Raw genomic sequence first — 9,422 nt, forward strand, 5'->3', positions numbered from 1 at the left:
GAACAGGTGTCACCTGATTCCGCGCGGCGAGGCGTCGTCGGGAGGCAGGTGACACCTGATCCGCTCTGTTGCCGCACAGGTTGCACCTGCCTGGGCGGCGGGCACCGCGCCGGCGGGACGACGACCCGGTCGCGTTGCAGAAAGGAGCCACTAGGCTGGCGGTATGGATTGGAGCGCACACGAAGCTGCACTGTTCGACCTCGACGGGGTCATCACCCCCACCGCTGAGATTCACATGCAAGCGTGGAGCGAAATGTTCAATGCATTCCTCGACGCCGACCAGCCCCGATATACCGACGACGACTACTTCCGCTTCGTGGATGGCAAGCCCCGCTACGACGGGGTCCGCGACTTCCTCGCCTCACGCGGCATCATCCTTCCCGACGGCGACCCCACCGACGAGCCCGACGCGCGCACGGTCTGCGGCTTGGGGAACCGCAAGAACGAGCAGTTCAACCTCATCATCGAACGCGACGGCATCGCCCCGTACCCCGGCTCCAAGCGGCTCATCGAAACTCTGGCCGAGCAGGGCCTCAAGCTGGCAGTCGTGTCCAGCTCGAAGAACGCCCCGGCCGTGCTGCGGGCCGCGAAGATGGACCACCTCTTCGAGGTGATCGTCGACGGTAACGTCGCCGTCCGCGAGCACATCCCAGGCAAACCGGCCCCCGACATGTTCCGGCGCGCCGCCGAGCTCCTGCAGGCCGACGAGCGCCGCTGCGTCGTGCTCGAAGACGCCATCTCCGGCGTGCAAGCGGGCGTGGCGGGCGACTTCGCGCTCGTCGTCGGCGTCGACCGCGGGGTCGGCCCCGACGAGTTGCGCAAGGCTGGCGCTGACATCGTTGTGGAAGATCTTGAGGAGCTGCTGTGATCCGGGGTATTAGCACCGACCCTCTGAACCGCACGCGCTTCCCGGTCGAGCCGTGGCGCTTCGTCGAGCGTGAATATAACTCCGCCGACCTTGGCACGACGGAAACGCTGTTCGCCGTCGGCAACGGCTTCCTGGGCATGCGCGGCAACCCGGGGGAAGGCCGCCCGTCGTACGCGCACGGCACGTTCGTCAACGCCTTCCACGAAACCTGGCCCATCCACCACGCCGAGGCCGCCTTCGGGTTCGCTGAAACCGGCCAGACCATTATCAACGCCCCTGACTCGAAGGTCATCAAGATCTACGTCGACGGCGAGCCCCTCACACTGAGCATCTCCGACCTGGAGCATTACGAGCGCGCACTCGATTTCCGCGCGGGTCGACTCACCCGCGACATCATCTGGCGCACGCCTGCGGGTAAGCGGGTGCGGATCCGCTCGTCGCGGATGGTGTCGTTCACCGACCGCTCGATCGCGCTGTTCGACTTGGAGGTGGAGCTGCTCGACGGCGACGCGCCCATCGTGCTCAGCTCCCAGATCGTGAACCGTCAAGATGGCGGCTCAGACTACTACTCGCCCTCCGAATCGAAGGAGGGCTTTGACCCCCGTCGCGCCTCGGGCTTCGGCTGGCGGGTGCTGGAGCCGCAGCTGCAGTGGTCGGACGACACCCGGATGCTGCTCGGCTTCCGGGCCGCGCACTCCGGCATGACGTGCCTCGTCGGCGCCGATCACCACTTCGAGACGGACAACCCCTACGAGGTCGACACCCATATCGACCCCGACGTCGCCAAGGCGGTGTTCCGCGTCGAGGCCAAGCAGGGCAAGCCCGTCCGGCTGCGCAAGGCCGTGGCGTATCACACGTCGCGAGGCGTCGTCGTGCCGGAGCTGGCCGACCGCGCGAACCGCAACCTCGACCGCGTCCGCGACCTCGGGTTTGAGCACTTCGAGCAGCAGCAGCGCGCCTGGCTCGACGAGTTTTGGGCCAACTCTGACGTCGAAATCGGCGGGCGCCCAGCCATCCAGCAGGCCGTGCGTTGGTGCCTCTTCCAGCTCGCGCAGGCCACTGCCCGCAGCGACCAACTCGGCATCGCAGCGAAGGGCGTCACCGGCTCTGGCTACGAGGGGCACTACTTCTGGGACACCGAGATCTACCTCGTCCCGTTCCTCATCTACACCAACCCCAACGTCGCAAGGAACGCGCTGCGAATGCGCGTCAACATGCTCCCGCAGGCCCGCGAGCGCGCGTCGGTGATGTCGTTGCGCGGCGCGCTGTTCCCATGGCGCACCATCAACGGCGAGGAAGCGTCGGCCTACTACGCGGCCGGCACGGCGCAGTTCCACATCGACGCCGACGTCGCCTACGCCTTCACCAAATACGGGGCCATGACCGGCGACAACCAGTTCCTCTATCGCGACGGTGTGGCCGTCCTCGTGGAAACCGCACGCATGTGGGCCGACCTGGGCTTTTGGCGCACCGACGCCGACGGCACCGAGCGCTTCCACATCCACGGCGTGACGGGCCCCGACGAGTACACCGCCGTGGTGAACAACAACTTCTTCACCAACGTGATGGCCAGGGCCAATCTGCGCAACGCGGTGCGGCTGCTCGAGGAGATGGCGGCCAACGACCAGGCGGCGTTCGAGCGCGCCGCGGAGGCGCTGGAGTTCACGCAGGACGAGGTCGAATCGTGGCGTCGCGCGGCGGACGGCATGGTGATTCTCCACGACGAGAACCTCGGCATTCACCCGCAGGACGAGAAGTTCCTCCAGTCGGAGATGTGGGATCTCGAGAACACTCCCGACGAGAAACGCCCGCTGCTGCTGCACTTCCATCCGCTCGTCATCTACCGTTTCCAGGTGCTGAAGCAGGCCGACGCGGTGCTCGCCCTGTTCCTGCAGGGCGACGAGTTCACCGCCGAGGAGAAGCGCTCGGACTTCGAGTACTACGACCCGATCACGACGGGCGACTCGACGCTGTCGGGCGTCGTGCAGTCGGTGATGGCCGCTGAGGTGGGCTATCAGGAGATGGCCATGGACTACTTCCTCTCCGGCCTCTACGTCGACCTCGCGGATCTCCACTCGAACGCCCGCGACGGCGTGCACATCGCGTCCACCGGTGGCGTGTGGAATGCGCTGATCTACGGCTTCGGCGGCATGCGCGACCATGGCGGCAACCTCACCTTCGACCCCCGCCTGCCGAAGGATTGGCAGTCGCTCGGCTTCCAGCTGCAGGTGCGCGGGTCGAAGATGAAGGTCAACCTGACAAGGGCGAGCATCACGTTCGAGGTGGTGGATGGAGGCCCCGTGGAGCTGTCAGTGCGAGGCAAGCCCGTCACGGTGCAGCCGGGTGAGGTCAGTTCCGTCGTGCTCGACGGGCACGGGCCCCAGTTGCCGACGCTGCACGGCACGCACCCTGTCGTCGGGCACCGTCGTGCGGACGGCTCCGTCATCCAGGCGGTGGTGCCGGAAGCGGGCGAAGATTGATCCACGTCCACGGGCTCGATGCCGAGCTGCTTGTTCCCGACGAGTGGCGCGAGGTTTCCGCGGAGATCGGGCGACGGTGGGAGCACCCGTCGGGACTGACGCTCGTCGCGAAGTTCCACGACGGTGACCGCGCGCGCATCGAGGTGTCGGTGCTTTCTGCCGACTCCGTCGCGATGGCTCCAGCGCCGCGCGCCACGGTGACCTCTGCGCACTACCTCATCGGCTGGCTGGGCGGTGCCAGCGCTGAAATCACTGCTCCGACGGCTGACGGCCCCGTCTTCGCGCAGCAGCGCCGCGGGTTTGCCGTCGGGAATCTGGAATCCATGAGCCTGTTTCCTGAGCCGCTCGTGGTAGCGCCGGGGCATCCGCACACGTCGGTGTGGGTGGTCGAACAACTAGCCGGCGACATGTTCCAGCTTCCTCCCGAGCCCGACTGGTTGCCCGCGCGCAGGCACGTGCCCTACGGAGATGAGTTGACGCTGCGGTTGCCCGACGCGGTGGTCACGGGGGTGGACGCCGTCGCTCACGACGATAGGCACGAGCTCGTGGGAGAGCCGGGGCTGCACACCGTCGAAGTGGGCGACATGGCGGGCATCTCGCGCCTCGAGGTGGGCTGGCACCGCGATTGGGACGAGCTCGTGGAGGGGGCCCGGAGCGGGGCGCCCGACGACCTGTGGTGCTACCTCACCACGCTCACCCGCGAACCCGACGTCGACGAGCTGGCACCCCGGCTCGCACGAGCCCTCGAGACGCCGACGCTGTGGGCCGCACTCGCCGCCGCGCACACCGTCGGTATGGGATTGACAAGCCACGACGACGCCCTCACGGCAGCGGGAGCGGTGTTGCCCACCGCGGATGTGGCCACGATGGTGGCGCTGGTCAGCCGGGGGCTTGCGACGGTGGACTCACTCGTCGGCGTCAAACTCGGCCAGGTGGCCTACGACGGGCTGCTGCAATTCGGGCTCGGGCGCGTGATGTCCGACTACCCAGACGGCGCCGAGCGGCATCTCGTGCCGGTCTGGTTGTGGCTGGCAGGCATGGGGGAGAGCGAGGCCGCGGCGCGGATCGGCGGCATGGTCGGGCTGGCGCAGGCGCGCGCGCTGTGCCGGGCATCGGACACGCTCGACGCCGAGGCGGTGGCGTGGCTGTCGCTCAGCGGCTGACCAGCGTCAGTTGTCTCGCGCGAGAGGTTTCGAACGCCGGCGTAGGATGGCCGGCATGGTGAAACCGCTCGTCGTGTTGGTGCACGGCACGCACGAATCGAAAGCGGAGTGGGACGGCTACGACGCGCTCCTCCCCGACGTGGAGGTCCTCGCGATCGACCTCCCCGGCCACGGCGATGCCGCACATCAACGCTGCACGCGCAGTAACGTCCTCGCCGCGTTCGAGGACGCGCTCGCGCAGGCCGAGCCTGGTCAGCCCGTGGTGCTGGTGGGGCACAGTCTGGGCGGTTACTTCTCTGCGCTGTACGCCAACTACCTGGCCGACGAGGGCCGGGACGACCTCTCCGCGCTCGTGCTCGTGGGCACCACGGCAGACCCGTCGAGCCTCATCGCGCTCGGCTACAAGGGGTTTTTGTGGTTGATGTCCGCCCTCGGGGTGCAGCGCATGACCACCATCTCGAACGCCTTCTACCGGCTGATCGGCAACAGGGGCGAGCTGCCCGGCCAGGAGTCGTACCAAGCCCTCGCCGACGGGTGGCGCGTCGTGTTCGACGAATGCGGCCCGGCCAATCTACGCGACGTCCAGTGCCCCGTCGTGCTTGTGAATGGGCAGTTCGACCAGATGCGCGTGCACGCCAAGCGGTACGCCAACCAGGCGTCGCATGTGTCGGCGCACGTAGTGCGCGGAGCCACCCACCAGTTGCCCAAGACGCACCCGGCGAAGCTGGCGGCGATCATCGACGGCGCCGTCGCCGAGGTGCGTAACTGAGCGACGTTACGTCACCAGCAGCAGCACCAGCGCCACCGCGAGGAGCACGACACCCGTACCGATCACGATCAGTGGACCCTTCGACGCGGGCTTGGTGGGCGCCGGCCGCAGCACGACGGTGGGTTCCGAAGGCGGTTCGGGTGACTGCACCGGCGTGGGGTCCGGGTCGTCGGGTGCGAGCTGGTCGAACACCTCGAAGGGTTCCCCGTTCGCGACGGTGTACCCCGCGCGGTGCGCGACCTCGGCGAGGCTTCGTCGGGCCTCCTGGGCGGCATCGATGCGGGCCTCAGGGTTTTCGCTGGTGAGCCCGAGAACGGTGCGCTGCAGCGGAGGGGGTAGCGGCTGGGAGGTGATGCGCTGCCGGGCCTCAGCGAGCACGTCGACGGATTTCGCCTCGGGGTGCAGCATGCGTAGCGCGACGATGCCTGCGGCGTAGAGGTCCGCCGAGGATGCGGGCGCGGCACCGTCGAGCGCCTCGGGCGGAACGTAGCCGGGGGTGCCGTGGATGAACCCGACCGCGGTGAAGCGGGGATCGTCAGTGCGCAGGGCCGTGCCGAAATCGCCCAGCCTCAGGTGGGGGCGACCGGTGCCGGTGGGTTCGAGCAGGATGTTCGCGGGCTTCACGTCGCGGTGAATCCAGCCCGCATCGTGCACGTGCGCGATCCCGTCGAGCAGCTGGTAGAGGCAGGTGGCGACGAGTTCTGGCGAGAATGCGCCGTGGTCGCTGAGCGCCGACTCGAGGGTGCCACCGCGCACGAGCGGCATGGCGATGGCGACGTCGTCGTCCTCCGCAGCCCAACCGTATGGCGTAGCCAGATGAGGGTGGTCCAGTTGTATGCCCTGTTCACGCACGAACCGCAGCAGCTCCCCGGAGTCTTTCTGGCGGAGCACCTTGGCCGCGCACTCGGAGTTTCGCCGACGATCTACCGCGCGCCAGATCGACCCCGTCGCGCCCGACGCGATGTGCTCGAGCAGTTCGAATCGTCCTGCAATTACCTGACCCACCGCTCCAGCCTAGAGCTTGTTCGACGCCTGGCTCGACTTCAACAGCGCAGAAGCCAAGCGCGTCGCACCGAGCGACTGCGCAAACTCGGCTGTGGCGCGCAGCTGGTCTGGCGTGGCGAGCGACGAGAGCTCCGCGGTGGAGGGCATCGTCGTGGACTGTTGAGTGCTCAGCACCGGGGTAGAGGCGTGCACCTCGGCGAGCACCGCGGCGTGGTCGTCCTCGTCGGCGCGCATTTCCAGCATGACGAGGCGCTCGTAGACGGCGGGGTTGCCAATTTTGATGCGTTGCGCGTGGATGAGTTGTGAGAGCATGGGTGCGGAGAGGCCGAGTACGTCGGCCAGGCCGCGCTGCGTGAGCGCATAGGTGTTCATCACTGCGCCGAAGCGTTCTGCCAGGGTGCTGCCGTAGAGTGCGCGTTGTTGGTCCGCTCGTGAGTTGCTCATGGGCCCATTCTGCCAGATCGTTTGCATTCGCAAACTCGACGTGTATATTTGCAACTGCAAACCTCGTTGCTGGTTAGGAAGTGAAAAGCATGAAGCAGGCAGTACGCAGATGGAGCGCAGGGGTGCTCGTCGCCTTGGTCGCGCTCATGAGCCTCCCTCCGGGCGCATGGGCTGATGAGGGGCAGCAAGCACAGCAACCCGTCGTAGTGGTCACCGATTTCTCGGGTTCGATGAATGAGAAGGACGCGGACTCGAAGGGCACCACGCGCATCGCCGCAGCCAAGACTGCGGTGAAGGGCCTGCTGGCGGAAACTCCGAAGGACTCCCGCCTCGGCCTGGTGGTGTACGGCGCGAGGAACGACTCCTGCGACGACATCCAGACGCTCAACAAGGTAGGAGCCTTCGACGCTGCGGCGCTCGGCAAGCAGGTCGATGGGCTGCAGGCGAAGGGGAACACGCCGATTGGCCCCGCGCTGCAGCACGCTGCGAAGGAGCTGGAGGGCATTGAGGGTCCGAAGGCGATGGTGCTCGTCTCTGATGGTGAGCCGAACTGTGAGCCGCCGCCGGCGTGCGACGTCGCGAAGGAACTCGCAGGCCAGGGCATCGACCTCACGGTGCACACCATCGGTTTCAAGATCTCCGGCAATGCGAAAGCTAAAGAGACGCTGCGCTGCATCGCCGAAGCCACAGGGGGAAGCTACACCGACGTGGATGACGCCGGCTCGCTGCAAGAGGCCATGAAGCAGGAGACGCTGCGCGCGCTGGCGGGGTATCAGAGCCAGGGGATCGAGGTAGAAGGCGGCCCGACGGCACCTGACGCCGAGGAGATCGTCGCCGGCCAGTACGTGGTGAAGATGCCCACCGGTGAGCAGCCTCGGGGTGAGAACGCCGTCGACAACCGTCGCTATTTCTCGGTGCCCTTCCATGAGGGCTGGGACGTGGCGGTCACTGCGACGCTCGTACCGCCGCCGATCGAGTCTGGCGCAGAGGCCCAGGATAAGAGGCAGCTCAGGTTGACGCAGGTGAGCCCGTCGGGCGAGGCTGGCGGTGGGCAGTTCGACAACCAGAGTCAGTCGGGTTTCCTGGATGAATCAGATCTGATGACCTCCGTCGTATTGGGGGGTAAACCGAACTACTTGAACGGCGACGGTGAGCAGCACTACTTCTCGGTTGCACGCTCGGGGGTAGCTTGGTCAGATCAAGAGGTGGACGTTGAGTTCACCGTCGGATACGTGAAGTCCGACGCGTATGAGACGGGTGAGGTTGCTGATCCTGGTGCTGAACCCGGCGGGGAGAAGCCAGGTGAGCCTACTGCGGTCGCCGGTGGCAACAGCTTCAACAACGCGACGATGCTGAAGCCCGGCGACGTGATTTCCGACACCATCAATGCTGGCGAGCGGCGCTACTTCGCAATCCCCGTGGAAACGGGTCAGAACATGCGTGCCGTGATCGATATTCCCGAGACGGAGAGTGTTGAGACGTTCGGGCTCGCTGCGTACAACCCGTTGCGCCAAAAGCTCCAGATTGCACCGAAGGAGATCGCTCAGCTTCAAGCGGGTGGTTCCATCAACACGGTGAATCACCGCGGCGGATCGCTGATGGATGGCTCGCTGAAGTGGCCTATCGTGCCGAAGAACATCGAGGCGGGTAGTGAGCAGGCTGCACACGCCGTCGGCGGAGTGCAGTACCTCGTGCTGGGGCGCTCCTATGACGACGAATCGGATAAGGCCGCACTGCCGTTCACGCTCAAGACGCAGGTCTGGGGCGAGGAATCCGACCAGGGTCTGAAGGTGCTCACGACGCCGGAGGAGTACAAGGCCGAGTTTGGTGACCCGGAGGCGGATGCGGAGGCCAGCGCGTCGCCATCACCCAGCCCGTCGGCTTCTGAGGAGCCGTCGAAGGAGCCATCGGAAGAGCCCAGCGAGGAGGAATCCCCGAAGGCTTCTGACTCCGAGGCCGCGAAGGACGAGGAGGGCGGCTTCCCGCTCGTGCCGGTGCTCGGCGGTGTCGGCGGAGTGCTCGTTCTCGGTGGCGGCGTCTGGTTGTTGATACGCCGCCTGAGCTAACCCGATATCCACATTCGTTTTGAGAAATGGCCTGATCTGCGAGGAACTGGCAAACGAATGTGGATATCGGGTTAGCTACCCGCCGTATGCTGGGCGCTCATGGAGCTCTATCTGGTTCGCCACGGTGAATCCACTTGGAACGTGGAGGGGCGGTTGCAAGGTCAAACCATGCACGTGCCGCTCACCGCGCTCGGTGAGTCGCAGGCCGCCCGGGCCGCGGAGGAGCTCATGGGGAAGGGCGTCGTCGCGCTGTGGTCGAGTGATCAGCTTCGCGCCCAGCAGACCGCCCGCATCATCGGCGAGCGCTTGGGGGTTTCACCGCGCTGGACGGCGCTCTTGCGTGAGCAGGGGCTAGGGGAGCTGGAAGGGAAGCTCGCTGAGGAACTCCAGCCCGAGCCCACGCCGCCGGGGCAGCACATCTCCGAGGTGGCGTGGGGCGGGGGAGAGTCGATCCGCGACGTGCACCGTCGGCTCCAGGAATTGTGCGTGTTGTTGCGCGACGAGCACGGGCCGGGCGATCGCGTCGCGTTCGTCTCGCATGGCGACACGATTCGCGTGCTGCTCGCCGTGCTGCAGGGGAGCTGTCTCTTATACACATCTGACGCTGCCGACGACTCCTTACGTGTA

Annotated in this window: 7 protein-coding genes; 5 read left to right on the plus strand and 2 right to left on the minus strand. The window is 66.5% G+C overall.

Annotated features, from left to right (window positions below; all coding sequences use genetic code 11):
• The first annotated feature begins 163 nt into the window (after window positions 1-163).
• Genes Q0X68_RS12350 through Q0X68_RS12365 form a run of 4 tightly spaced genes read left to right on the plus strand, consistent with a single transcriptional unit; the run spans window position 164 to window position 5,280 of the window.
• Window positions 164-868, plus strand: a complete 705-nt coding sequence (locus tag Q0X68_RS12350; RefSeq protein WP_297752301.1) for an HAD family phosphatase — start codon at window positions 164-166, stop codon at window positions 866-868.
• Window positions 868-3,348, plus strand: a complete 2,481-nt coding sequence (locus Q0X68_RS12355) for a glycoside hydrolase family 65 protein (protein ID WP_297752321.1) — start codon at window positions 868-870, stop codon at window positions 3,346-3,348. The genes Q0X68_RS12350 and Q0X68_RS12355 overlap by 1 nt, the downstream gene beginning before the upstream one ends.
• Window positions 3,345-4,511, plus strand: a complete 1,167-nt coding sequence (locus tag Q0X68_RS12360) for a hypothetical protein (protein WP_297752304.1) — start codon at window positions 3,345-3,347, stop codon at window positions 4,509-4,511. The genes Q0X68_RS12355 and Q0X68_RS12360 overlap by 4 nt, the downstream gene beginning before the upstream one ends.
• A 55-nt stretch (window positions 4,512-4,566) precedes the next feature.
• Window positions 4,567-5,280 (plus strand): alpha/beta fold hydrolase, encoded by a 714-nt coding sequence (locus Q0X68_RS12365; RefSeq protein WP_297752307.1) that lies wholly within the window; start codon window positions 4,567-4,569, stop codon window positions 5,278-5,280.
• Between the two features lie 6 nt (window positions 5,281-5,286).
• Here Q0X68_RS12365 and Q0X68_RS12370 read toward each other — a convergent pair whose 3' ends face one another.
• Both Q0X68_RS12370 and Q0X68_RS12375 read right to left on the minus strand, forming a co-directional pair.
• Entirely contained in the window at window positions 5,287-6,285 is a 999-nt protein-coding gene (locus tag Q0X68_RS12370) for a serine/threonine-protein kinase (protein WP_297752309.1), read from the minus strand.
• 9 nt (window positions 6,286-6,294) lie between these two features.
• Entirely contained in the window at window positions 6,295-6,729 is a 435-nt protein-coding gene (locus Q0X68_RS12375; RefSeq protein WP_297752312.1) for a hypothetical protein, read from the minus strand.
• A gap of 89 nt (window positions 6,730-6,818) precedes the next feature.
• Here Q0X68_RS12375 and Q0X68_RS12380 point away from each other — a divergent pair, with 89 nt between their 5' ends.
• Window positions 6,819-8,795 (plus strand): VWA domain-containing protein, encoded by a 1,977-nt coding sequence (locus tag Q0X68_RS12380; protein WP_297752315.1) that lies wholly within the window; start codon window positions 6,819-6,821, stop codon window positions 8,793-8,795.
• Window positions 8,796-9,422 lie beyond the last annotated feature (627 nt).

The sequence above is a fragment of the uncultured Tessaracoccus sp. genome (genome assembly GCF_947286155.1).
Lineage (GTDB): Bacteria > Actinomycetota > Actinomycetes > Propionibacteriales > Propionibacteriaceae > Arachnia.